Origin of the sequence: Geodermatophilus obscurus (genome assembly GCF_900115395.1) — a bacterium.
GTDB classification, from domain to species: Bacteria; Actinomycetota; Actinomycetes; order Mycobacteriales; family Geodermatophilaceae; genus Geodermatophilus; species Geodermatophilus obscurus_B.
Genome location: NZ_FOWE01000009.1, coordinates 87,347 through 109,535, shown reverse-complemented (window position 1 = coordinate 109,535; position 22,189 = coordinate 87,347). Strand labels below are relative to the sequence as shown.

19 protein-coding genes are annotated in these 22,189 nt (G+C 76.1%); 11 read left to right on the top strand and 8 right to left on the bottom strand.

Going from position 1 to position 22,189, the window contains the following annotated elements; translation table 11 throughout:
- The first annotated feature begins 3 nt into the window (after window positions 1-3).
- The 3 genes from BM165_RS18100 (at window position 4) to BM165_RS18090 (ending at window position 3,509) form a co-directional block, all read left to right on the top strand.
- Window positions 4-648, top strand: a complete 645-nt coding sequence (locus tag BM165_RS18100; RefSeq protein WP_075014954.1) for an AIM24 family protein — start codon at window positions 4-6, stop codon at window positions 646-648.
- A gap of 13 nt (window positions 649-661) precedes the next feature.
- Window positions 662-1,654 (top strand): AIM24 family protein, encoded by a 993-nt coding sequence (locus BM165_RS18095; protein WP_083427481.1) that lies wholly within the window; start codon window positions 662-664, stop codon window positions 1,652-1,654.
- Between the two features lie 94 nt (window positions 1,655-1,748).
- Window positions 1,749-3,509 (top strand): S9 family peptidase, encoded by a 1,761-nt coding sequence (locus BM165_RS18090; protein WP_075014953.1) that lies wholly within the window; start codon window positions 1,749-1,751, stop codon window positions 3,507-3,509.
- 3 nt (window positions 3,510-3,512) lie between these two features.
- Here the strand turns inward: BM165_RS18090 and BM165_RS18085 are convergent, their stop codons facing one another.
- Together BM165_RS18085 and BM165_RS18080 are read right to left on the bottom strand one after the other, a co-directional pair.
- On the bottom strand, window positions 3,513-5,804 hold the full coding sequence (locus BM165_RS18085; RefSeq protein ID WP_075014952.1) for a hypothetical protein: 2,292 nt from the start codon (window positions 5,802-5,804) through the stop codon (window positions 3,513-3,515).
- A 3-nt stretch (window positions 5,805-5,807) separates the two neighbouring features.
- Entirely contained in the window at window positions 5,808-7,514 is a 1,707-nt protein-coding gene (locus BM165_RS18080) for an Hsp70 family protein (RefSeq protein WP_075014951.1), read from the bottom strand.
- Window positions 7,515-7,813: 299 nt separating this feature from the next.
- On the opposite strand from BM165_RS18080, the gene BM165_RS18075 reads away from it, so the two are divergent.
- The 5 genes from BM165_RS18075 (at window position 7,814) to BM165_RS18055 (ending at window position 12,043) form a co-directional block, all read left to right on the top strand.
- Window positions 7,814-8,518 carry a TerD family protein gene (locus tag BM165_RS18075; protein ID WP_208976794.1) on the top strand — a complete coding sequence of 235 codons (705 nt, stop codon included), beginning with the start codon at window positions 7,814-7,816 and terminating at the stop codon, window positions 8,516-8,518.
- A 66-nt stretch (window positions 8,519-8,584) separates the two neighbouring features.
- Window positions 8,585-9,799, top strand: coding sequence for an alpha-hydroxy acid oxidase (locus tag BM165_RS18070; protein WP_075014949.1), 1,215 nt, complete (start codon window positions 8,585-8,587; stop codon window positions 9,797-9,799).
- A 46-nt stretch (window positions 9,800-9,845) separates the two neighbouring features.
- Window positions 9,846-10,847 carry an acetamidase/formamidase family protein gene (locus tag BM165_RS18065; protein WP_075014948.1) on the top strand — a complete coding sequence of 334 codons (1,002 nt, stop codon included), beginning with the start codon at window positions 9,846-9,848 and terminating at the stop codon, window positions 10,845-10,847.
- Window positions 10,848-10,866: 19 nt separating this feature from the next.
- Complete coding sequence (locus BM165_RS18060) at window positions 10,867-11,628, top strand: SDR family NAD(P)-dependent oxidoreductase (protein ID WP_075014947.1); 762 nt, start codon at window positions 10,867-10,869, stop codon at window positions 11,626-11,628.
- 226 nt (window positions 11,629-11,854) lie between these two features.
- Window positions 11,855-12,043 carry a hypothetical protein gene (locus tag BM165_RS18055; protein WP_075014946.1) on the top strand — a complete coding sequence of 63 codons (189 nt, stop codon included), beginning with the start codon at window positions 11,855-11,857 and terminating at the stop codon, window positions 12,041-12,043.
- A 3-nt stretch (window positions 12,044-12,046) separates the two neighbouring features.
- On the opposite strand, the gene BM165_RS18050 is transcribed toward BM165_RS18055, so the two are convergent.
- Both BM165_RS18050 and BM165_RS18045 read right to left on the bottom strand, forming a co-directional pair.
- Window positions 12,047-12,295, bottom strand: a complete 249-nt coding sequence (locus BM165_RS18050) for a hypothetical protein (protein WP_075014945.1) — start codon at window positions 12,293-12,295, stop codon at window positions 12,047-12,049.
- Window positions 12,296-12,402: 107 nt separating this feature from the next.
- Complete coding sequence (locus BM165_RS18045; protein WP_075014944.1) at window positions 12,403-13,059, bottom strand: MBL fold metallo-hydrolase; 657 nt, start codon at window positions 13,057-13,059, stop codon at window positions 12,403-12,405.
- A 50-nt stretch (window positions 13,060-13,109) separates the two neighbouring features.
- On the opposite strand from BM165_RS18045, the gene BM165_RS18040 reads away from it, so the two are divergent.
- Window positions 13,110-14,537 (top strand): amidase, encoded by a 1,428-nt coding sequence (locus BM165_RS18040; protein WP_075014943.1) that lies wholly within the window; start codon window positions 13,110-13,112, stop codon window positions 14,535-14,537.
- A 137-nt stretch (window positions 14,538-14,674) separates the two neighbouring features.
- The gene (gene uvrA, locus BM165_RS18035) at window positions 14,675-17,572 is read left to right on the top strand and encodes an excinuclease ABC subunit UvrA (RefSeq protein WP_075014942.1); all 2,898 of its coding nucleotides are present in this window, start codon (window positions 14,675-14,677) and stop codon (window positions 17,570-17,572) included.
- Window positions 17,573-17,661: 89 nt separating this feature from the next.
- Here uvrA and BM165_RS18030 read toward each other — a convergent pair whose 3' ends face one another.
- Together BM165_RS18030 and BM165_RS18025 are read right to left on the bottom strand one after the other, a co-directional pair.
- Window positions 17,662-18,231 (bottom strand): copper resistance CopC family protein, encoded by a 570-nt coding sequence (locus tag BM165_RS18030; protein WP_143108220.1) that lies wholly within the window; start codon window positions 18,229-18,231, stop codon window positions 17,662-17,664.
- Between the two features lie 116 nt (window positions 18,232-18,347).
- On the bottom strand, window positions 18,348-20,204 hold the full coding sequence (locus BM165_RS18025) for an HNH endonuclease signature motif containing protein (protein ID WP_244274317.1): 1,857 nt from the start codon (window positions 20,202-20,204) through the stop codon (window positions 18,348-18,350).
- Between the two features lie 169 nt (window positions 20,205-20,373).
- On the opposite strand from BM165_RS18025, the gene BM165_RS18020 reads away from it, so the two are divergent.
- Window positions 20,374-20,619, top strand: a complete 246-nt coding sequence (locus BM165_RS18020; protein WP_075014939.1) for a hypothetical protein — start codon at window positions 20,374-20,376, stop codon at window positions 20,617-20,619.
- Here BM165_RS18020 and BM165_RS18015 read toward each other — a convergent pair.
- Entirely contained in the window at window positions 20,609-21,283 is a 675-nt protein-coding gene (locus tag BM165_RS18015; protein ID WP_075014938.1) for a response regulator, read from the bottom strand. The two genes, BM165_RS18020 and BM165_RS18015, sit on opposite strands and share 11 nt — an antisense overlap.
- A complete protein-coding gene (locus BM165_RS25790) occupies window positions 21,280-22,188 on the bottom strand; it encodes a sensor histidine kinase (RefSeq protein ID WP_244274325.1) in 909 nt (302 codons plus the stop codon). The genes BM165_RS18015 and BM165_RS25790 overlap by 4 nt, the downstream gene beginning before the upstream one ends.
- Between the last annotated feature and the right edge of the window lies 1 nt (window position 22,189).

Below are 22,189 nucleotides of genomic sequence, written 5' to 3'. Positions count from 1 at the left end.
GCCATGTCCTTCGAGACCGTCAACAGCAAGGTCGTGCGCGCGCACGTCGGCCCCGGCACCCCGGTGCTCGCCCGCCGCGGCGCGATGCTCGGCTACTCCGGGCAGGTCACCTTCCGCCCGGTGCACGGGCAGGGCCGCGGCATGGGCGGCATGGTCGGTGCGGCGATGTCGGGCGAGTCCAACCCGATGATGGCCACCGAGGGCACCGGCCAGGTGCTCTACGGCTACAAGGGCCTGCACGTCACCGTCCTCGAGCTGGACGGCGGCGCGCCCCTGGTGTGCGAGGCCGACCGGCTGCTCGCCCACGACGCCACCCTGCAGACCAGCGTGCAGTTCCTCGGCTCCGGCGGCCTGAAGTCCGCCATCTCCGGCGCGATGACCGGGCAGGGCCTGTTCACCACCAACGTGCACGGCCGCGGGGCGGTGGCGCTGCTGTCGCACGGTGGCGCGTTCCCGCTGCAGCTGGCCGGGCAGCAGGTCGGCGTCGACCCGCAGGCCTACGTCGGCCACGTCGGGCAGCTCTCGGTGGACCTCGCGGCCAAGGTCGGCTTCCGCGACGTCGTCGGCCGCGGGTCCGGCGAGGCGTTCCAGTTGAGGATCAGCGGCTCCGGCACGGTCTACGTGCAGGCCAGCGAGCGGAAGTTCTGAGGGCGGCGACGAGATGACCTACCCACCCGGCAACCCCTACGGCCAGCCGCAGGGCAACCCCTACGGCGGCCAGCCGCAGCCCTACGGGCAGCCCCAGCCCTACGGCCAGCCCCAGCCCTACGGCCAGCCCCAGGGCAACCCCTACGGCGGCCAGCCCCACGGCCAGCCCCAGCCCCCCTACGGCGGCCAGCCCCATGGCGGCCCCCCGCAGCCCCCGTACGGCGGGCAGCCACCGCAGCCGGTCCCGGGCGGCGCGCCCAGCGGCGTGCCGAGCACGCTCGACCCGCACACGCTGCCCGACGACGACAACGTCAACCCCTACGTGTTCTGCATCGCCCTGAACGGCGAGTGGTTCATGAGCAAGGGCGCGATGCTGGCGTACTACGGGACCATCCAGTTCGACGCCGTCACGGAGTACTCGTCGGTTCAGGCGTGGGTGGCCTCCCGCTTCTCCAGCCCCGTCTACATCCAGGACTGGGTGGTCGCGCAGGGCCACGGGAAGCTGCTCATCGGCGACCGCGGGTTCGACCTGAACTCCTACGACCTCGACGACGGCAACCTGACGATCAAGGCGAGCAACCTCTGCGCGTTCTCCCGGCAGCTGGAGCTCAAGCAGTCGATCGTGCCGGGCTTCGTGACCCTGATCGGCACGGGGAAGTTCATCGCCTCGTCGAACGGGCCGGTGATCTTCGTCGAGCCACCGTTCCGCGCCGACCCCGACGCGCTGCTCGGCTGGGCGGACTGCCCGGCCCCCTCGGTGCACCACGACGCCCAGTGGATGACGCAGAACGTGCGCGGGATGATCTCCGGCGCCCTGGGCCGGGCCTCCGGCGAGGAGCGGCAGTACGACTTCACCGGGCAGGGCACGATCCTGCTGCAGTCCTCCGAGGTCGCCCGCGAGGACCCGGCGGTGCTGCGGCTGGTGGAGTCGCAGACCCAGCTGCTCACCAACAGCCAGGCCGGCGCGCTCGGCCAGCGGCTGATCGCCCGGGCCCAGCAGCAGTAGCCCAGCAGCAGCCCAGCAGCAGCCCCCGACACCGCGGCCCGGGTCCCCGTTCGGACCCGGGCCGCGGTGACGACTGCACTACGCTCGGTGCGCCATGCGGCCCGCCGATCTCGCCCTGCTGCGCACGCCCGGGACGCCCACCGTCTCGCCGGACGGGCGCATGGCGGTGGTCGCCGTCAGCCGGCCGGACGACGGCCCCGGCGGGGCGCGCGCGCAGCTGTGGGCGGTGCCCACGGACGGCTCGGCGCCGGCCCGCCCCCTCACCTCCGGCGCCCGGGACAGCGCGCCGGCCTTCTCCCCGGACGGCCGGTGGCTGGCCTACCTGTCGGCCGAGGCGGGCGGGCCGCCGCAGCTGCACCTGCTGCCGACCGCCGGCGGGGCGCCGCGGCGGCTCACCGGCGAGCCGCAGGGCGCCGGCGCCCCGGTGTGGTCCCCGGACTCCCGGCGGCTGGCCTGGGTCGCCCCGGTGCCCGCTGCCACGGCCGGCGACGGACCCCGCCTGGTCACCACGGTGAGCCCCCGCGCCGACGCTCCGAGGACCGCGGTGGTCGTCCTCGACCTGCCCGGGGACCCCCTCGACGACGCCGTCCCCCTGCCGGTCCCGCGGCCGCTCACCGACGGCACCGGGTCCGACGCCGACGTCGCCTGGTCGCCGGACGGCGGGTCGCTGGCCTTCGTCTCCGCCCGCCACCCGGGCGCCGAGCGCGACCGCGTCCGCGACGTCTACGTGGTGCCGGTGACCGGCGGCCGCCCGCGGCGGGTCACCCGCGCGCGCGGCGAGTGCCGGCAGCCGGTCTTCGACGCCTCCGGCACCGCGATCCACGTGACCGCCCGTCCCGACCTCGGCCCCGACGGCCTCGACGTCGCCGGCTCGCCGCTGACCGCGTGCCGGGTGCCGGTCGGCGGCGGCGAGCTGCACCCGCTGCTCGACCCGGCGCGGTACCCGCGCGGGGAGACGACGCCGCCGACGGTGCTCGACGGCGGCGCGGCGCTGGTCGCCGTCGAGCGCGGGGGCGCGGTGGAGCTGCTGCGGGTGCCACTGGACGGCGGCGCTCCCGCGGCGCTGGTCGACGGCCCGTTCACCGTACGGGGCTGCGCCACCGCGGCGGGGGTCGTCGTCGCGACCGTCGCGCACGACCGCTCGGCCGGGGAGCTGGTCGCGGTCACGGCCGGGCGGCGGCGGCTGCTCACCGGCTTCGGTGCCGCGCTGGGCGCCACCGGCCGGCTGCACCGCACCGAGCAGCGCCGCGCCGTCGTCGCCGGTGGGGGCGAGGTGCCCGTGTGGGTCACCGTGCCGCCCGGCGACGGGCCGCACCCGGTGCTGCTGTTCGCCTCCGGGCGGCCGCCGGGCTGGTCCCTGTGCGACGAGGTCCAGGTCGCCGCCTCGGCCGGGTACGCGGTGGTGTGCCCCGCCGCCCACCCCCTCGCCGCCCTCGACGCCGCCCTCGCCGACCCGGCCCTCGACGCCGACCGGGTCGGGCTCGCCGCCGGCCCGGCCACCGCGTCGCTGCTGGCCCGCACGGACCGGTTCGCCGCGGCGGTCGTCGCGTGGGACGGTTCCTCGGACGGTCGCGAGCCCGAGGGGACCGGCGACCTCGACATCGGCGCCGTCGTCACCCCGACGCTCGTCGTGCAGCCCGAGTCCTGCCCGCTGGGGGAGGGCCGGCGGCTGTTCACCGCGCTGCAGGGCCGCCGGGTGCCCAGCGCGCTGCTGCTGGTCCCCGGTGACGGGACCGGGGATCCCCGCCACCGGCCGGCCCGGCTCGAGCACCTGCTCGACTGGTGGGACCGCTGGCTGCCGGCGGGGGCGCTTCCCGACGACGAGGAGGGCGACGACGGGGCGGTCGCCGGCTGAGCCTCAGCCGGGGGAGACGCGCGCCCCCGGGGGTGCTTCGCCGGCCACCAGCAGCCGGCCGCCGGCCCGGGTGCACGCGAAGACGGCCACGTGACCGGGCGCGCCGTCCACCGGCAGCCCGCCGTCGATGTCGTAGCGGCTGTTGGTGACCTTGCGGCGCGTGGCGGCGGGGTCGTCGGGGCCTTCGGGCGGCGCGTCGGGGCGGACCGCGACGACCACCTCCGTGCAGCCCTCCGGCCACGTCCAGCGCAGCCGGTCGCCGTCGCGGGCGGCGCCGGTGACCGGCGGCAGCACCACCCAGGCCGCGCTGGCACCGGCGACAGCAGCCGGTCCCGAGCGGGTGAGGACCACGTACTCGGTGACCGGCATCGACGGCCGGGCGTCGACGGCGAGCCCGGGCGAGATCGGGGGCACCGGCGCGCCCAGGGTGTCCGGGTCGGGCACCACGGTCCCGGGCGCGGGCGGGCTCGTCCCGGCCGGCAGCCGGCGGACCTCGGCGGTGCCGTCGGCCGGGGCGGGGAACAGCAGCCGCAGCCGGCGGCCGTGCGGCACGGCGGTCAGCGACGCGACCGGCGGGACCGGGGGCGCTGCGGGGGACACCGCCGGGGCGGCCCGGGCGACTGGGCGGACCGGGGCCGCTCCCGACACCGCCTCCGCCGCGTGCACGCCCAGCCGCGAGGCGAGGACGACGTGGCCGGTCACCTCGCCGTAGCCGCCGTCCTCCAGGGCGGTGCCCCGGGTCGAGCCGACGACCTCCCGCGTGCCGTCGGGCCGCAGCCGCAGCACCCGGTACTCGACCGGGCCCGGGGAGGCCGACGCGGCCCAGCGCACCTCGCGGGCGCCGCCGGTGGCCGGGACCACGTGCACGCCGGTGGCCGGGGCGACCGGCAGGGCGGTGAGCTCGGCCCGGGCGACGGGGTGGTCGGCCACGGCGTCGAGGACGGCGAGCAGCGCGCGCTCCCGGCCGGCGCCCGGGCCGGCCGCGGCCAGGGCGGCGTCGGCGGCGGCGAGGGCCGAGCGGGAGGTACGCAGCAGGTCCTCGGCGGACTCCCCGCCCGGACCGGGCACGTCGGCGGCGGTGGACACCAGCCCCTCCAGCGCCGCCGCGGCCGCTGAGTGCCGCCGCGCGGCCAGGGCGGAGAGCACGCCGCGCCAGGCGGCGTCGGAGCGGGCGAGGACCTCGGCGACCTCGTCGCGCACCACCCGGATCGGCGGCTGCACCCCGCCCGCCGCGGCCGTGGCGGCGTCGAGGTGCCGATGCGCGGCGGCCGGGCGCCCGGCCCGCAGCGCCGCCCGCGCCGCGGACACCTCGGCCTGCCAGCCGTCCCGGCCGGGGCCGCGCGGCGCGGGCGGGGGCAGCTCGACGGGGGTGTCGGCCTCCGCGGCCAGGTCGCGGACCACCGCGGCCGCCCGCCCGGGGTCCAGGCCTGCGGCCTGCGCCTCCCGCACGAGCAGCTCCACGTCGCCCGGTGCGAGCCGGTCCTCGACGAGCACCGCGGCGGCCACCCGGGGCCGCAGCGCCTCGCGGACGTCGGCGGCCAGCGCGTCGAGGTAGAGCGCCGGGTCGCCGTCGACCAGCAGGGCGCCGGCGGCGGCGAGCAGGTCGTCGACCAGCGCGCGGCGGCGGTCGGGACGGCGCTGCCGGTTGACCTGGAGCAGCGCCTCGCGGCGGCGGCGGACGGTCTCGCGGTCGGCGTCCGGCGGCAGCTCCAGCAGGGCGTGCAGGCTCCGCACGGGGGCGCCCTCGATCCGGCCGAGCTCCGCCAGCCCGTCGCGGACCTGGCGCAGCACGGCCGGGTCGGCCCCCGTCCCACCGGCCGCGGGGTGCCGCCGGAGGCGCTCGGTGAAGGCGGCCTCGTCGACGCCCGCGGCGGCGGCCAGGCCGCGCAGTCCGTCGACCTTGTCCGCCGGCACCCCGCCGAACCGCTCGACCAGCCGCTGCAGGGCGGCGTCGAGCTCGGCGAAGCGGGCGGCGTCCCGGCGGGCCCGCTCCTCGCGGGTCTGCTCGGCCAGCCACCGCCGGCCGCCGGGGGAGCGCAGCTGCGCGGCGAGGGCGTCGTGCGAGGCCAGCAGCGCGGTGACCAGGCCGCGGTACTTCGGGTGGTCGCGCTGCTTCTGCCAGAACGCCCAGACGGCGTCGACCTGCCGGGCGACCACGTCGTCGGGGAGGGACTCGGCCGCCTCCACCGGCAGGTCGTAGACCTCGAAGGGGTCGCTCTCGCCCGGCCCGCCGCGGGCCTCGATCGCGGCCAGGACCCGCTTGCGGTAGCCGTTCCCGTCGAAAGGGGGGAGCACGGGTCAGTCCTGCCGGTGCCGGACCCGGCCGACCTGCGCGCGCTCGCGGGCGACGTCGGCCTGGCTGGGCGCGGCGCCGGTCTCGACGCGCACCGTCAGCGGCCGGTCGGTCAGGCCCTCGTGCAGCGCGGTCAGCTCGAGGATGCCGTCGAAGCCCATCCGGAGCACGACCTGGATCTCGGTGCCGGCGGGGTACCCGGGCGGGATGTCCTCGATGGATGCCTCGGCGATCAGCTTGGCGTCCTCCGGCCGCGGGGACTCCGCGCCGCCGCCCTGCTCGACCACCCGGATGGTGACCACCCGCTGGTCGTCGTGGACGGTGCCGAAGGAGCGCCGCACGGCCACCGGCAGCCGGTCGTCGCGGTGCACCAGGAAGACGGTGGCCGGCTCGCCGAACCGGTCGAGCGCGAGCACGCCGAAGCCGCGGGAGACGGTGTTGAGCACCTGGATCTCGACGGTCCGGCGGACCTGGGCCGCGGTCAGGCCGACGGCGTCGCCGAGCCGGGCGCAGGCGGCGTCGACGTCGGCCGGGGCCGCGTACTCGAGGTCCAGGCCGGGACGCAGCGCGCCGCGGGTGACCAGGTCGTCGGTGAGCAGCCGCTCGAGCTGCTTCTTGCGCCCGTAGACCGCCGCGCCCTTGGCGACGGCGAGGTCGGGGTCGTGCACCTCGGCGGGGACGCCGAGCTCGGCGGTGAGCCGCGCGGCCACCGCGGGCATCCGGGTGGAGCCGCCGACGAGCAGGACCCGGTCGATGCGGTCGACGCCGCGGGCGCGGGCGGCGGCGACGGCGGCGCGGGTGAGCTCCACGGTGCGGTCGAGCAGGCCGGCGGTGAGCCGCTCGAACTCCGCCCGGGTCACCGGGACGTCGGTGCGCCGGCCGTCGTGCTCGACCGGGACGACGACGCCGTCCCGCGCGCTGAGCTCCCGCTTGGCCCGCTCGGCGGCGAGCACCAGCGCCTGCCCGCCGGCGCTGTCGTCGAGGGGGTCCTCGGCGTCGGGATGGGCGGCGAGGAAGGCGCGGGAGAGGTGGACGGCGAGCTTCTCGTCCCAGTCGGCGCCGCCGAGCTCGTGGTCGCCGTCGGTGGAGACGACGGCGAGGCGGCGGTCGGCCAGCTCCACCACCGCCACGTCGACGGTGCCGCCCCCGAGGTCGTAGACGAGCGCGACCTCCTCGGGGGAGCCGTCCGGGCCGCCGCCGTCGAGCCGGGCGAAGCCGTAGGCCAGCGCGGCCGCCGTCGGCTCGTTGATGACGTCGAGGACGGTGAGCCCGGCGTACTCGCCGGCCAGCCGGGTGGCGCGCCGCTCCTCGTCGCCGAAGTAGGCGGGCACGGTGATGACGACGTCCTGCACCGGGCCCGCGGCGGAGAAGGACGTCTCGCTGACCAGCGCGCGGAGCACCAGGCTGCTGACGGCCGGCGCCGACCACGAGCGGCCGTGGCTGACGAAGCGCCAGGTGCTGTCGCCCATGCGCCGCTTGACCAGGGTGCAGACGTCCTCGGGCTGGGCGCGGGCCAGCACGCGGGCGCGCTCGCCGGTGACGTAGTCGTCGGGGCCGACGAAGAGGACGACGCTGGGCAGGGTGGCTGTGCCGTCGAGCAGCGGGACCACCTGCGCCGCCCCGGACCCGTCGACCTGCGCCAGGCAGCTGTACGTCGTCCCGAGGTCGATGCCGTGGACGGTGGGCGAGGGCTTACGGGCGCCGCGGGGCATGGGCCGGAGGCTATCGGCGCCCCCTAGGGTCGGGGGGACGTGACCGCCGCTCAGACAGCGGGTCCCCTCCCGAGGGGGACCTGCGGGGAGGGCCCTCCTTGGTCGACTACAGCAAGCGTCCGAAGGCACAGCCGCCGTCGGCGTCGCCGCCGCAGCAGCCACCGGCGCCGCCGCAGGCGCCGCCGACTCAGCCGTACGGCCAGCCGCCGTACCACCCGCCGGCTCAGCCGTACGGCCAGCCGCCGCAGGCGCCGCCGCCCGGGTACCCACCCCAGGGGCAGTCGCCGTACGGCCAACCGATGGAGCCGGGGTACGGCGAGCCGCCGCAGCAGCCCCCGGCGCCGCAGGGCGGCGGCGTCAACCTGGGGAAGGTGTCGCTGACGAAGTCGGCGCCGTCGGTGTCGCTCACCAAGACCGCCGGCACCACCGGGATCCTGCGGGTCAACCTCAACTGGAACTCCCGGCCCGGTGGCAGCGGTGGTGGCGGTGGCGGCTTCCTCAAGCGCCTGGCCTCGGCCGCCGGCGGGGGCGCGATCGACCTCGACCTCGGCTGCCTCTACGAGTACGCCGACGGGTCGAAGGGCGTCATCCAGGCCCTCGGCAACGCCTTCCGCGGGCAGCACACGCTGGGCAACGGCCAGTCGATCGCCTGGCTGGACGGCGACGACCGGTCCGGCCGGAACACCGGGGGCGAGAACCTGCTGGTCGACCTGCAGCACACGCAGCAGATCCGGCGGATCCTGGTCTTCGCGCTCATCTACGAGGGCGTGCCGAACTGGGGCCAGGCCGACGCCGTCGTGACGATGTTCCCGGCGAGCGGGCCGCAGATCGAGGTGCGCCTCGACGAGCACGACCCCCGGGCCCGCATCTGCGCCATCGCGATGATCCAGAACCAGGGCGGGCAGCTCGTCGTCAACCGCGAGGTGCGCTACGTGCACGGCGGTCAGGACGTGCTCGACCGCCAGTACGGCTGGGGCATGGACTGGACGCCCGGACGCAAGTGAGCTGACCGGCCCGCCCGCCGCGACCCCGGCGGGCGGGCCGGGCCGCCGTCGACGGAGGGAGCCCCCGTGGCGCAGCGCCGGCTGCCCCGCTGGTCCGAACTGCGGGAACTGGCCCGCCCGCGCGGTCCCGCCGGCGACACCACCGGACGCCGGCTGGCCCGTGCCGCCGACATCGGCGACCTCCGCGAGCTCGCCCGCCGGCGGGCACCGCGGGCCGTCTTCGACTACACCGACGGTGCCGCCGGAGCGGAGACCAGCCTGCGGCGCTCCCGCGAGGCGTTCCAGCGGGTCGAGTTCCGCCCGAGCGTGCTCCGTGACGTCTCCGTCGTCGACCCCTCGACCGTGCTGCTGGGCCGCCGGTCGGCCCTGCCGCTGGCGTTCGCGCCGACCGGCTTCACGCGCCTGATGCACGCCGAGGGCGAGACGGCCGTGGGCCGGGTGGCCGAGCGGGTCGGCATCCCGCACGCCCTGTCGACCATGGGGACGACGACGATCGAGGAGCTGGCGGCCGCCGCGCCCGGTGTGCGCCGCTGGTTCCAGCTGTACCTCTGGCGCGACCGGGAGGCCAGCGCCGCGCTCGTCGAGCGGGCCGGCGCGGCCGGGTACGAGGCGCTGGTCCTGACCGTCGACACGCCGGTGGCGGGGTCGCGGCTGCGCGACGTCCGCAACGGCTTCACCATCCCGCCGGCGCTGACCGCCAGGACCGTCGCCGACGCCGCCGTCCACCCCCGCTGGTGGTTCGACCTGCTCACCACCGAGCCGCTGCAGTTCGCCTCGCTGCGGTCGTGGGGCGGCACGGTCGCCGAGCTCGCCGACCGCGTGTTCGAGCCCGCGGCGACGCTGGACGACGTCCGTGCGCTCCGGGGGACGTGGCCCGGCGCGCTCGTGGTCAAGGGCGTGCAGACGGCGGAGGACGCGCGGGCGGTCGTGGACGCCGGGGCGGACGCGGTGGTGGTCTCCAACCACGGCGGGCGCCAGCTGGACCGGGCGCCCACGCCCCTGGAGGAGCTCCCCGCGGTGGTGCGGGCGGTCGGTGACCGCGCGGAGGTGTACCTCGACGGCGGCATCCTGGACGGTGCCGACGTGGTGGCCGCCGTCGCCCTCGGCGCCCGCGGCTGCCTGGTGGGCCGGGCCTACCTGTACGGGCTCATGGCCGGCGGCGAGCGCGGGGTGCAGCGGGCCGCCGACATCCTGGCCCGGGAGATCACCCGGACGCTGCAGCTCCTCGGCGTGACGTCGATCGCGGAGCTCACGCCGGACCGGGTGCGCCTGCGTCCCTGACCGGTGCCGGTTGCCCTGCCCAGCGGCGAGTTCCTAGGGTGCGGCGATGGACGTCGTCGAGGTCGTTCCCACGTTCGAGCAGTACGCGTTCACGTTCGGCGGCGTCGCCCCCCTGATGCGGATCCGGCCCGGCACGGCACTGCGGGTGTGGTCCGACGACGCGTTCTGCGGCGCGCTGCGCAAGCCCACCGACCTCTCGGGCGAGAAGGTCGACCTGCGCTTCGTCAACCCGCAGACCGGCCCCTTCCACGTCGAGGGCGCCGAGCCGGGGGACACCCTGGCGCTGCACTTCGTGGCGATGGAGCCGGCCCGGGACTGGGGCGCGTCGGCGGCCATCCCGTTCTTCGGCGGGCTCACCAGCACCGACCGCGTCGCCACCCTGCAGGAGCCGCTGCCGGACACGACCTGGATCTACGAGCTGGACCGGGCCGCGAACACGGTGACCTTCGCGGCCCGGCACACCGACCTGCAGATCGCCCTCCCCGTGGAGCCGATGCTCGGCACGGTGGGCGTCGCACCACCCGGCGGGGAGGTGCGCAGCTCACTGGTGCCCGAGCGGTTCGGCGGCAACATGGACACCCCGCAGATGCGGCCCGGCGCCACCTGCTTCCTCGGGGTCAACGTCGAGGGCGCGCTGTTCTCCGTCGGCGACGGGCACTACCGGCAGGGCGAGGGCGAGGCGTGCGGCACCGCCGTCGAGGGCGCGATGACCACGACCCTCGTCGTCGACCTCGTCAAGGGCGGTGCGCCGCTGTGGCCACGGATCGAGGACGACACGCACTGGATGACCGTCGGCTCGAGCCGGCCGCTGGAGGACGCGTGGCGGATCGGCCAGGTCGAGCTGGTGCGCTGGTTCGACGAGCTCTACGGACTGCACCCGATGGACGCCTACCAGCTCCTGTCGCAGATCACCGAGGTCCCGATCGCCAACGTGGTCGACGCCAACTACAGCGCCGTGGTGAAGGCCCGCAAGTCGCTCCTGCCCCGGGCCACCGCCTACGGCGGGCTCCACGACGACCTCCGCCGTCGCGCCGCCACCCTGCTCTGACCCCCTCCCGGAGGCACCCATGGACCTGCAGCTCACCGGAGCGCGCGTGCTCGTCACCGGCGGCACCCGCGGCATCGGGCGCGCCGTCGTCGAGACCTTCGTCGACGAGGGCGCGGTCGTCGAGTTCTGCGCCCGCGACACCGCCGAGATCGAGGCGACGGAGAAGGCCATCGCCGGGCGCGGTGGCCGGGCGACCGGCGTGCGCCTCGACGTCCGGGACGGGCCGGCGCTGACCGGCTGGGTGGAGGCCGCCGCCGGCCGGCTCGGCGGGCTCGACGCCGTCGTGGCCAACGTCAGCGCGCTCGCCGCCGGGCCGGGGGAGGAGAACTGGTACGCCTCCTTCGAGGTGGACCTGATGCACACGGTCCGGCTGGCCACCGCCGCGCTGCCGCACCTGGAGGCGAGCCCGAACGGCTCGATCGTCGCCGTCTCCAGCGTGTCCGGGCGCGAGGCCGACTTCGCCGCCGGCCCGTACGGGACGATGAAGACGGCGATCGTGGGCTACGTCTCGGGGCTGGCGTTCCAGCTCGCCGGGCGTGGGGTGCGGGCCAACGTCGTCTCCCCGGGCAACACCTACTTCGAGGGCGGCTTCTGGCAGGGGATCGAGAACGGCGCCCCGGAGCTGTTCGCCGAGTCGCTGGCGCTCAACCCGACCGGTCGCATGGGGACGGCGGAGGAGATGGCCCGCGCCGTGGTCTTCCTGTCCAGCCCGGTGTCGAGCTTCACGACCGGCACCAACCTGGTCGTGGACGGCGCGCTCACCCGCGGCATCCAGCTGTGACCGCGCCGGCCCCGGTCCGGTGGAGCTACGTTCCTGGACGTGCCGGGAGTGCGGCGACACGCCGCTGATCGACACCGGGGAGGAGCGCACCGGGGACTGATCCGTCGCCGCGGCCAGGGCCCTGCGTCCAGGGCCCTGCGTCCAGGGCCCTGCGTCCAGGGCCCTGCGTCCAGGGCGTGTCGTGGACGCCGTTGCGCGCGGCCACCACCCCGAGGAGCCTCGGCGCATGCCGTTCCACTTCTCCACCGACGCCGATCGGCAGGCCATGCGCGAAGCGGCCGAGGAGATGCGGGTCCACCGGGAACTGGTGGAGCGCTACACGGTCTGCCGAGAGGGCGACTGCACGCCGATCACGCCGGGCCAGATGCAGGTGGTGAACGGCCTGCGGAGGATCGACCCGAACCGCCCGAGGTAGCCCTCAGGCGACGTCCGGCCGGGGCGGCGTCAGGTAGACCTCGGCTGCGTCGCGGACCTGCAGGCACCGGCTGTCGAGCCGCTGGTGGGAGCGGTCCCTGACCACGACGTAGCCGAACGGGTGCGGGTGTGTCTCCGGGTAGATCGTCACGCTGATCTGCTCGGTCAGCCACCACGTCCGCCGGCCGTCCGCGTGGACGTGCGTGGGAGGAACCGGCTCGAACACGGACGGAACCGGGGTCAGGTCGCGCATGCTCCGGGACGATCCGCCCGGGCCCGGAGTCCGGTCAAGGCCGGGCTGCGGGCGCATCCGGCGCGTCGCCCTGCCCGTTCGACGGTCGACAGCGGGCGATCGTCGCGCTACCAGCCCCGCGCTCGCCACTCGGGGATGTGCGGGCGCTCTGCGCCGAGGGTCGAGTCCTTCCCGTGCCCTGGGTAGAACCAGGTGTCGTCCGGCAGCGGGAAGACCCGCGCCTCCAGGTCGTCCATGAGCGACGTGAAGTCCGTCGGGTCGGTCGTCCGTCCAGGACCCCCGGGGAACAGGCTGTCGCCGGTGAAGACGTGGGTGCCCGCGCCGCGCCAGACCAGCGCGATGCTGCCGGGCGTGTGCCCGCGCAGGTGCACGACCTCGAGCACCTGCTCGCCGACCTCCACGGTGTCGCCGTGCGCGACGGTCCGGTCCACCGGCACCGGCAGGTCGCCGGCGTCGGCGGCGTGCGCGACGGTGCGCGCCCCGGTGGCGGCGACGACGTCGGGCAGCGCGCGGTGGTGGTCCCAGTGCCCGTGCGTGGTGACGACGGTGCGCAGGTCGGCGTCCCCGACGAGCGCGCGCAGCGCCTCGGGCTCGGCGGCGGCGTCGACGAGCAGCGCCTGGCCGGTCGCGGTGCACCGCAGCAGGTAGGCGTTGTTGGCCATCTCGCTGACCGCGAGCTTGCTGATCGTGAGCCCGGGCAGCTCGCGCACGTCGGCCGGGCCACCCACCTCGACGTCACCGGTGTAGGTCCCCGCGTCGGTCATGTCGGGTCTCCGTTCGAGAACTGTCGGCGAGCGCGGCTACGGTCGCGTCCATGGACGCTAGCGGAGGTCCCGGCGGCGCCCGGGTCGTCGGTCTGCCCGCCACCGTGATCGCCGCGCGGGTGCGCTCCGGGGAGCTCTCCGCCGTCGACGTGGTGCGCGCGCACCTGCTCCACCTGGCCGACGTCGAGCCCCGGATCGGCGCGTTCCGCGTGGTCCGCGCCACGGCCGCACTCCTCGAGGCGGCGGAGGTCGACGCCCGCCCCGACCGCGGGTCCCTGCCGCTGGCCGGCGTCCCGGTGGCGGTCAAGGACAACGTCGCCGTGGCCGGAGAGGCGGTGACCGACGGCTGCGCGGTCGCGGGGGAGACGGCTCCGGCCGACTCCGAGGTGGTCGCCCGGCTGCGCGCCGCCGGCGCGGTCGTCGTCGGCATCACCCGCGTGCCGGAGCTGTGCCTCTACGCCTCCACCGACGGGCCGGGCACGGTCACCCGCAACCCGTGGGACACCGCGCTGTCGCCGGCCGGCAGCTCCGGGGGCAGCGCCGCCGCGGTGGCCGCCGGGGTCGTGCCGCTGGCCCACGGCAACGACGGCATGGGGTCGCTGCGGCTGCCCGCCGCCGCCTGCGGGCTGGTCACCCTCAAGCCCGGCCGCGGCGTGCTGCCCGGGGGCATCGGCGCCGACGACTGGTCGGGCATGGCGGTGAACGGCGTGCTGGGCACCACGGTCGACGACGTCGCGCTCGGCACCGCGGTGCTGGCGGGGCCGACGGCGGCGCTGGACTGGTCGTCCCCGGCCGACCCGGGCCGGCCGCTGCGGATCGCCGTCGCCCGGCGGTCGCCGGTGCCCGGTGCCGGGCCCGACGGTCCCGCCCGCGGCGCGGTGGAGCGCACGGCGCGGCTGCTGCGCGGCGCTGGGCACGTCGTCGTCGATCGCGACCCGGTGATCCCGCCGGGTGCCGCGCTCGGCGGCATCGCCCGCTGGCTGGCCGGGGCCGACGACGACGCCACGTTCCTCGGCTTCGACCGGGCGGCGCTGCAGCCGCGCAGCCGCGTGCACGCGCGCCTGGGCCGGCTGGTGCGCCGGGCGGGGCTGGTGCGGCCGGCCACCGCGGAGCGCTTCCGCGAACGGACGGCGGCGTTCTTCGCCGAGCACGACCTCGACGCGCTGCTCACGCCGATCACCAACGGGCCGCCGCTGCCGGCGCGGCCGTGGCACGAGCGCGGTTTCCTGGCCAACGTGACGGCGAACGCGCGCTGGGCGCCGTGGGCCTCGCCGTGGAACCTGGCGGGGGTCCCGGCGGTCGTCCTCCCGGCCGGTACGCGGGCCGAGGGGACGTCGCTGGCGGTGCAGTTGGTCGGCCCCCCGGGCAGCGAGACGCGACTACTCTGGCTGGCCGGGGAGCTGGAGCGCCGGCAGCCCTGGCGCCGGCACGCGCCGCTCTTCGACCCCACCGGAGCGCCGTCCCCGGCTCCCGTCTGAGCACCTCGCGGACACGGCAACGTCGCCGTCGTCACGGATTGCGCCCGGGCACTCACGGCGTTGCCCGTTTCGACATCTCGACATCACCACCCCGGCCCGGCGGACCAGTCAGCCCGGCCTGACCGACAGGGATCACATTGGACCGTCTCGTCGTCCGCGGCGCCCGTGAGCACAACCTCAAGGACGTCCACCTCGACCTGCCCCGCGACGCCCTGATCGTCTTCACGGGGCTGTCGGGGTCGGGCAAGTCGAGCCTGGCGTTCGACACCATCTTCGCCGAGGGCCAGCGGCGTTACGTCGAGTCGCTGTCGGCCTACGCCCGCCAGTTCCTCGGTCAGATGGACAAGCCCGACGTCGACTTCATCGAGGGCCTGTCGCCCGCGGTGTCGATCGACCAGAAGTCCACCAACCGCAACCCCCGCTCGACGGTCGGCACGATCACCGAGGTCTACGACTACCTCCGGCTGCTGTACGCGCGCGCCGGCCAGCCGCACTGCCCCAACTGCGGCAAGCCGATCGCCCGGCAGACGCCGCAGCAGATCGTCGACCAGGTGCTGTCGATGGAGGAGGGCACCCGCTTCCAGGTGCTCGCCCCGGTCGTGCGGGCGCGCAAGGGCGAGTACGTCGACCTGTTCAGCTCGCTGCAGACCCAGGGCTTCTCCCGCGTCCGCGTCGACGGCACGGTGCACCCGCTCACCGAGCCGCCGAAGCTGAAGAAGCAGGAGAAGCACACGATCGAGGTGATCGTCGACCGGCTGACGGTCAAGGAGAGCGCCAAGCGCCGGCTCACCGACTCGGTGGAGACCGCGCTCGGCCTGGCCGGCGGCCTCGTCGTCCTCGACTTCGTCGACCTGCCCGAGGGCGACCCGGAGCGGGAGCGGACCTTCTCCGAGCACCTGGCGTGCGTCGACGACGGGCTGTCCTTCGAGGCGCTCGAGCCGCGCAGCTTCTCGTTCAACTCGCCGTTCGGCGCCTGCCCGGAGTGCACCGGGATCGGCACCCGCAAGGAGGTCGACCCCGACCTCGTCGTGCCCGACGCGGAGAAGAGCCTCGCGGAGGGCGCCGTCGCCCCGTGGGCCGGGTCGATGAGCAACGAGTACTTCCAGCGGCTGCTGTCCGGCCTGGCCGACCAGCTCGGCTTCTCGATGACCACCCCGTGGGAGAAGCTGCCGGCCAAGGTGCAGAAGGCGGTGCTGCACGGGTCCCCGGACCAGGTGCACGTCCGCTACAAGAACCGCTACGGCCGCGAGCGCAGCTACTACGCCGCGTTCGAGGGCGTGCTGCCCTTCCTCGAGCGGCGGCACGAGGACACCGACAGCGAGTTCATGCGGGACAAGTACGAGGGCTACATGCGCGACGTGCCCTGTCCCGTGTGCCACGGCACCCGGCTCAAGCCGGAGATCCTCGCGGTCAAGCTGAACGACCGCTCGATCGCCGAGGTCACCGGCCTGTCGATCGGCGAGGCGGCCGAGTGGCTGGGCGCGCTGGAGCTCGGGGAGCGGGAGCGGGCGATCGCCGACCGCGTGCTCAAGGAGATCCAGGCGCGGCTGTCGTTCCTGGTCGACGTCGGCCTGGACTACCTGTCCCTCGACCGGCCGGCCGCGACGCTGGCCGGTGGAGAGGCGCAGCGGATCCGGCTGGCCACCCAGATCGGGTCGGGCCTCGTGGGCGTGCTGTACGTCCTCGACGAGCCCTCGATCGGCCTGCACCAGCGCGACAACAGCCGGCTGATCGAGACGCTCGTGCGGCTGCGCGACATGGGCAACACGCTGATCGTCGTCGAGCACGACGAGGACACCATCAAGACCGCCGACTGGGTGGTCGACATCGGCCCGGGCGCCGGTGAGCACGGCGGCGAAGTGATCGTCAGCGGCACGGTCGAGGACCTGCTGGCCAGCGAGCGGTCGCTGACCGGGCAGTACCTGTCGGGCCGCAAGGAGATCACCGTGCCGAAGGTGCGGCGGCAGCTGCAGCCCGGCCGCGAGCTGGTGGTCAAAGGCGCCCGCGAGCACAACCTCAAGGGCGTCGACGTCACGTTCCCGCTCGGGTGCCTCGTCGGCGTCACCGGGGTGTCGGGGTCGGGGAAGTCCAGCCTGGTCAACGACATCCTCTACACGGTGCTGGCGAACCAACTGAACCGGGCGCGGATGGTGCCCGGGCGGCACCGGACGGTGACCGGCCTGGAGCACCTGGACAAGGTCGTGCACGTCGACCAGTCGCCGATCGGGCGGACGCCGCGGTCCAACCCGGCCACCTACACCGGCGTGTGGGACCAGGTCCGCAAGCTGTTCGCGCAGACGTCGGAGGCGAAGATCCGCGGCTACCAGCCCGGGCGCTTCTCCTTCAACGTCAAGGGCGGCCGCTGCGAGGCGTGCTCCGGCGACGGCACGCTGAAGATCGAGATGAACTTCCTGCCGGACGTCTACGTCCCGTGCGAGGTGTGCAAGGGCGCCCGGTTCAACCGGGAGACCCTCGAGGTGCACTACAAGGGCAAGACGGTGGCCGAGGTCCTCGACATGCCGATCGAGGAGGCCGCCGACTTCTTCGCCGCCATCCCCGGGATCGCCCGGTACCTGCGCACCCTCACCGACGTCGGCCTGGGTTACGTGCGGCTGGGCCAGCCCGCGACGACGCTGTCCGGCGGTGAGGCGCAGCGGGTGAAGCTGGCCAGCGAGCTGCAGAAGCGGTCCAACGGCCGCAGCGCGTACGTGCTCGACGAGCCGACGACCGGCCTGCACTTCGAGGACATCCGCAAGCTGCTCATGGTGCTGCAGGGCCTGGTCGACAAGGGCAACTCGGTGATCGTCATCGAGCACAACCTCGACGTCATCAAGAGCGCCGACTGGCTCATCGACATGGGTCCCGAGGGCGGGTTCCGCGGTGGCACGGTCGTGGCCGAGGGGCCGCCGGAGTTCGTGGCGTCGGTGCCGGAGTCGCACACCGGCCGGTACCTGGTGCCGTTGCTCGACCCGGCGGCGGTCGAGGCGGCGGCGGCCGGCCCGAAGAAGCGGGCCACGCGCAAGCGCGCCAGCTGACGCAGGACGCCCCAGACGGCGCCGGTCCGGGTCCTCCCGGGGCGGCGCCGTCTGTCTTCTCCTGCTGGCCCGGTGGCCGGTGCAGCGGGTCAGCGGCGGCGGAGCGCGGTGAGCCCGCCGACGGCGAGCAGGGCGACCGCGGCGACCGGCAGCACCCAGCCGGGCAGGCCGCCCGAGTCGGACGACGCGGACGCGGTCTCGGTCCCGGTGTCGCTGCCCGCGCCGCTGCCGTTGCCGGTCGCCGGGGCTGCCGCGTCCGAAGGCGTGGGGGTCCCGGTGGCCGGCGCGGCCGGCGGCGGCAGGGGAGTGGCGGGCGCGTGCTCGAACACGAAGGTGCCGTCGAGGGTGTGACCGTCGTCGGCGACCGCCGTCCAGGTCACGGTGTGCCGACCCGCGGCGGTGAGGGTGACCGGCAGGCTGAGGACCGCGCCGTCGTGCGCCACCGGACCGGCGCCGACGGGCGTGCCGTCGGGTGCGGTCACGCTGACCTCGCCGCCGAGCACGGAGGCGTTGAACGTGAGCGTGACGGCCTGCGGGGTGGTCGTCACGGTGCTGTCGGCGGCGGGCTCGCTGCTCCGCAGACCGGTGTGCGCCGACGCGGTGGCAGGAGCGGCCAGCAGCAGTCCCGCCGCGAGCAGGAGCACCGCGGTCAGCCGCATCAGCACGGGTGTGGGACGGGGGACGGCCGACGGCACGGGACCTCCAGGGAGTGCAGGTGTCACGTCCTTGGTCGTCCGGGGAGGACGCCTGGTTCCCGGCTGGATCGATCTCCGGCTCAGTAGGGCGGTGGTGTGGTGGTCGCGGTGAGGCCGGTGGGTGTGGTGACGGTGAGGGTGCCGTCGGGTGTCATGTGGTGGTGCCAGCCGGGTGCCTGGTGTTTGCCGCGGTGGTGGCCGGTGCAGTAGCCGGTGAGGTTGGCCGCATTCGTCTGGCCGGTGGGCCAGGGGGTGGTGTGGTCGAGTTCGCCACTTCCTGGGACGGGGCGGCGGCAGCCGGGGAAGCGGCAGCGGCGGTCGCGGGCGCGGAGGTGGCGGTCGAGGGCGGCGCCGGGCCGGTAGCGGCCGGTCGCGCCGGGTGGGGTGAGCGCTGCTCCGCTCCTGGCTGCGCGGTGCAGGGCGGGCAGGTCGGTGAGGGCGAGCAGGGCGCCGGTGAGGGCGTCGGTGAGCACGAGGCGGGGCCGGTCGGCGAGTCCGCCGCCGGCGGTGGCGCCGAGCAGGCCGGCGAGGGTGTCGCGGGCCCGGCCGGTGGCCGCGTGAAGCTGAGTGAGGGCGTCGGGGGCGGCGGTGACCCGCCCGGCGGGGCCGGTTGCCCAGGTGGTCTCGTCGGTGGTGTCGGCGCGTCGGGCGGTGGCGACCAGCCGGCGGGCGTGGCCGAGGGCCTGCTGGGCGGTGAGCACGGCGGCGCTGGCGTCGTCGACGGCGGCGTCGGCGCGCGCCCACCAGCCATCGGCGATGGGCGGAGCCGGTGAGGGTGCTGCGGACGTGGACGTCGGCCTGGGCGGTGGGTTCCCGTCGGGGGCGTCGGGTGGGGGTTCGGCGTCGAAGTCCCCGGCCAGGATGCGGTCTTCCAGCTGCGCCGACCACAAGGCGAAGTCCTCGTCCTCGCTCAGCTCCCAACCGGCAACCGTCGCGGGACCGGCCGGAGCGGGATCGGACGCGGCGGCGTCTTCCTGCACGGTGTCGGCCGGAGTGCTGTCGGCTGGAGTGCCGTCGGCCGTGCTGACGAGGGGATGACCGGTCAACGCGGCGAGCAGGGCGCGGACCATCTCGGCGCGCACGACCTGCCCGTCGATCTCACACGGCTGGTCCCCACCGAGCAGCGCACCCAGCGGGGCGACGACGTCCAGGGTCACCTGCACCGGCGGCAGACCGGACTCGGTCGGGCGCAGGACCAGGTCGAGCAGGCAGTCGGCCATCTTCTGCCCGCGGGTGCGCCCGTCCTCGGGCAGCGCGTCGGCGCAGGCACCCAGCGCCGCCATCAGCGCGGCGGCCTCCGGCGTGGTCAGCAGCGCCGACACCACGCTCATCCCCTCGACCCGGTCGGGCCGCGCCGACACACCGCGCTGCCGCACGGCGCGGGCGAGGTCGTCGGCGGCGGAGCGGGCCGCCCGCTTGAGCACCTCCCGCCGCGCCTTGTCCCGCAGCTGCGCCGGGGTGGTGAAGCGCCCGGCCGCCCAGGCCAGCAGCCCGGCCTCGACCGCGGCGCGCAGTGCGTCGTCGGCGATCGGGGCGACGTGGTCCAGCAGCGGGCCCAGGTGCCCGGCGTGCAGGACCCCGTCCTCGAGTGCGGTCAGCGTGCCCGGCAGCCGGTGCACCAGCGTCAGCGACCGCTCCAGCAACACCTCGGCCGCGCCGGAGCTGATCGACAGCGCCACGACCAGCTCCTGGGTGGCCCACTCGCTCACCGGCCGCAGCACGTCGGCCCGCCCGGCCCACCGCTCGGCCGACATCGCCCCCGGCGCGCCCTGCGGCCGGTCCGCCGACGCCGGGCGGGACGCCGCGAACTCCGCCACCGCCCGCGCCCGCAGCGCCGTCTGCCGCCCGATCTCCCGGTCGGCGGCCTGCACCGCCCCCAACGGACCGCACGACAGCCCGACCGGCGGGGCAGCCGCAGCGGCCAGCACGTCGTCCACGTGTTCGATCATACGTTCGAGCTGATCCCTCCACAAGCCGCTGACCTGCAAGGAGACCCACCGGACGGTCGTCGGCCGGCCAGCCGCGCACGGCCATCCGCGACGGCGGGACGGTCACGATCCGGTGAACGGGACCACGCGGCGTCCGCACTGGGCGCAGGCTGGAGGGGTGACTCCGCAGCGGGCGACGAGCGCAGCCACCCTCCTCTGCGGCCGGCCGCGGTCGTGCTGGCCGACCCGGCTGTGCCCCGACGACCAGGCCGACCTCGTGCACGCCGTCGAGGTGCACCGCAGCGCCGACGAGGTCGCCGGCGAGAACGAGGTCGCGCTGTGCGGGGCGATCGTGCAGGTGCTGGGCACCCCGTGGCCGGCCGACGCGGCGCCGTGCCCCCGGTGCGGCGAGCTCACGGCGTGAAGCGGTAACCCATCCCGGGCTCGGTGCGCAGGTACCGGGGGTGGGCCGGGTCCGGCTCCAGCTTGCGGCGCAGCTGGGCGAGGTAGACCCGCAGGTAGTGCGTCTCCTTCTCGTACGCCGGCCCCCACACCGCGCGCAGCAGCTCCCGCTGCCCGACCAGCCGCCCGGGTGCGCGCACCAGCTCCGACAGCAGCCCCCACTCCGTCGGCGTCAGCCGCACCGCGGCGCCGTCGATGGTGACCTGCCGCGCCGCCAGGTCGACGGTGAAGGCGTCGGTGACCACGACCGGCTCGTCCGGACCGCCCGGCCCCCGCCGCAGCAGCGCGCGCAGCCGGGCCAGCAGCTCGCCCATGTCGAACGGCTTGGTCACGTAGTCGTCGGCCCCGGCGTCGAGCGCGCGCACCTTGTCGGTGCTGTCCGCGCGGGCCGAGAGCACCAGCACCGGCCCGGCGAACCACGGCCGCAGCCCGGCCAGCACCTCGGTGCCGTCGAGGTCGGGCAGGCCGAGGTCCAGCACGACCACGTCGGGGTGCGCCGACGCCGCCTCGCGCAGCGCCGCGCGGCCGTCCGGGGCGACCACCACCTCGTGCCCGGCCGCGCGCAGCGTGATCCGCAGCGCCCGCGCCAGCTGGGGGTCGTCGTCGACGACGAGCACCCGGCTCACGGGGGCACCGGCGACGGGACGGCGGCCGCCGGCAGGGAGACGACCGTCGTCAGCCCGCCCCCGGGGGTGTCCTCCGCGGTGAGCGACCCGCCCATCGCCTCGGTCAGCCCCCGCGCGACCGCCAGCCCCAGCCCGACTCCCTGGCCGCGCGGCGCGTCGCCCAGCCGCTGGAACGGCGCGAACACCCGCTCGCGGTCGGCGGGCGGCACCCCGGGGCCGCGGTCGGCGACCCGCACCTCCACCCGGTCGCCGAGGGCGTCCGCGCGCACCGTCACCGGCCCCTCCGGTGCGTGCCGCACCGCGTTGCCCACGAGGTTGGCCACCACCCGCTCGAGCAGTCCGGGGTCGGCGAGCGCGGCCGGCAGGTCGGCCGGCCACGCGCACCTGACGCGCGAGCGGTCCTCCAGCCAGTCCAGCGCCCGGCCCACCACGGGCGGCAGGTCGGTGGGCCCGAGCGCCGGGCTGACCGCACCCGCCTGCAGCCGGCTCATGTCCAGCAGGTTGTCCACCAGCGCGGTCAGCCGGTCGGCGGACTCGTCGACCGTGGCCACCAGCTCCGCGCGGTCGTCGTCGGACAGGGCGAGCCCGCCGGTGCGCAGCGCCGAGGAGGCGGCCTTGATCCCGGCCAGCGGCGTCCGCAGGTCGTGGCTGACGGCGGCCAGCAGCGCCCGCCGCATGCCGTCGCCGGCGGCCAGCCGGTCGGCCTCGGCGGCCTGCGCGGTCAGCCGCGCCTGCTGCAGCGCGACCGCGGCCTGCTCGGCGACCGACACCAGCAGGCGGCGGTCCTCGGCCGGCAGCGCGCGACCGCACCACCGCAGCACCAGCCCGTCGGTGACGGCGACCTCGTCGACCGCCTCGCCCTCCGGCCGGCCGCACGTGCCGACCACCGTGCCGCGCTCGACCATC